The 2,448-nt window shown below is 71.4% G+C and carries 1 protein-coding gene; it reads right to left on the bottom strand.

The genetic code is table 11. The features are described from left to right. A partial coding sequence (locus ACWCO3_RS33970) for an SDR family NAD(P)-dependent oxidoreductase (protein ID WP_450014054.1) occupies window positions 1-2,448 on the bottom strand: 2,448 nt, incomplete at both ends.

The raw sequence follows: 2,448 nt of genomic DNA, 5'->3' as shown, positions 1-2,448 counted from the left end.
TCCAGGAACGCATTCGCCGCGGCGTACGCACCCTGCCCGCCACTGCCCCACACCCCGGAGATCGACGAGAACACCACGAACGCATCCAGGTCATCACCCAACAACTCGTCCAGGTACACCGCACCAGCGGTCTTGCCGTTGAACACCTCGTCCCACAATTCGGGGGTGGTCTCGGTGAGCAACGCGGAGCGCTCCACGCCGGCGGCGTGCACCACGGCCCGGACCGGAGCGTCGAGTCCGTCGAGCAGGGCTTGAACCGCATCCCGGTCGCCCATGTCGCATGCCGCGACTGTCACCCGGGCGCCGGCGGCCTCGACCGCAGCGACCACATCGGCAGTTCCTGCGGCGTGCGGGCCTCGCCGCGACACCAGCACCAGGTGCTCGGCGCCACGCTCGGCCGCCCACACCGCGACGCGTCCGCCCAACGAACCGGTGCCACCGGTCACCAGCACCGTTCCCGACGGCGACCAACCCGGCTGCTCGCCAGCCACCGCCGTCGAACGCGTCAACCGCCGCACATACACACCCGACGACCGCACCGCGACCTGGTCCTCGGCACCGAACCCACCGGCCAACACCCGCACCAACCGGGCGCCCACCCGCGCATCCCAGACAGCCGGAACATCGACCAGACCACCCCACAGGTGCGGCAACTCCAGACCGACCACCCGACCCAGACCCCACACCGCCGACACCGCTGGGGAAACGACGTCGCCACGCCCGACCGACACCCCACCCGCCGTCACCACCCACAGCGGGGCGGTCACGTCCGTGCCGGCGAACTGCTGGACCAGGGCGAGCAGGTCGGCTCCAGCGTCGGCCACGGCGACGATGCCCGCGATCGGTGCGGAGAGGTCGGTCAGGTCGGTCGCGTCGTGGGCGTGGAGCACGTCGGCGCCGGCCTCGGCGAGTGTGCTCGCGAGGAAGCCGACGAGGTTCTCGTCGGTGGGGTCGGCGCCGACGACCAGCCAGCGGCCGTCGAGGGTGTCGGAGGCGTCGCCGGTGACCGGACGCCAGGTGGTCCGGTAGCGCCAGCCGTCGACGACGTCGGCGTCCTGACGCTTGCGACGCCATTCGGCCAGCGCCGGCAGCAGGTCACCGGCGCTGTCCGCAGTGATACCCAATCGCGCCAGGTCGCCGTCCTCGACAGCGGCCCAGAACTCGGCGTCGGCCGGTTCGCCGGCGGCGGTCGCGGTGACCGGCTCCGGAACGCTCGGCCAGTAACGCTCGTGCTGGAAGGCGTAGGTCGGCAGGTCGATCAGCCGCCCGCCGCTCAGGCACGACGTCCAGTCGACAGCGACGCCGCGCACGAAGGCCTGCGCGAGGGCGGTCAGCAAGGTGGCTGCCTGGTCGCGGTCAGAGCGTTGCACGGGTACGAACACCGCGTCGCTCACACAGTCCGCGCCCATGGCCGACAGCACCCCGTCGGGGCCGATCTCCACGAACGTGCTGACACCGAAGTCTTCCAGTGTGGTGATGCCGTCGGCGAAGCGGACCGCTTCCCGGATGTGCCGCACCCAGTACGCGGCGTCCTGGGTCTCGGCGACCTGCCCGGTCAGGTTGGACACCACGGGGATGCGCGGTGACTCGTAGGCGAGGGATTCCGCGACCTCGGCGAACTCGGCCAGCATGGGCTCCATCAACACCGAGTGGAAGGCGTGGCTGACCCGTAGCCGCTTCGACTTCTTGAAGGCCGCTGCCACCGCTGCGACCTCGTCGGCAACACCGGACAGCACCACGGAACGCGGGCCGTTGATCGCGGCGACGGAGACCCCGTCGGTCAGCAGCGGCAGCACCTCCGCCTCGGTGGCTCGTACCGCGACCATGACCCCACCGGCCGGAAGCGCCTGCATCAATCGACCTCGGGCGCTGACAAGCGTCGCCGCGTCGGCCAGCGACATGACCCCGGCGACGTGCGCGGCGGCGATCTCGCCGATCGAGTGCCCCACCAGGAAATGCGGCCTGACCCCGAACGACTCGACAAGGCGGAACAACGCCACCTCGACGGCGAACAACGCGGCCTGCGTGTAGACCGTCTGGTCCAGGGCTTTCGCGTCGTCCGCGATCACGTCCCGGATCGGCCGGTCGAGATGACGGTCCAGCTCGGCGCAGACCGCGTCGAACGCCTCCGCGTACACGGGGAACCTGTCGTAGAGGTCCAAGCCCATGCCGTGCCGTTGCGAGCCCTGGCCAGAGAAGACGAAGGCGGTACGCCCGCCCTGTGCAGTGCCGGTGACCAGGCCGGGGCCCGTCGTCCCGCCGGCGAGGGCAGTCAGCGCGGCCTGCCGATCCGTACCGAGGACGACGGCCCGGTGGGCGAGGGTGGCGCGCGCGGCCAGCGAACGGCCGACGTCTGCCGGGTCGGCGTCGGGCCGCTCGTCGAGGTGGTCGGCGAGTCGGGTGGCCTGTGCGCGCAGGGCGTCGTCGCTGCGCGCGGAGATCAGCCAC

It is taken from the genome of Micromonospora sp. NPDC002411, from assembly GCF_053592955.1.
The sequence above is the reverse complement of the archived record's forward strand: the minus strand, read 5'-3'. Positions and strand labels throughout refer to the sequence as shown.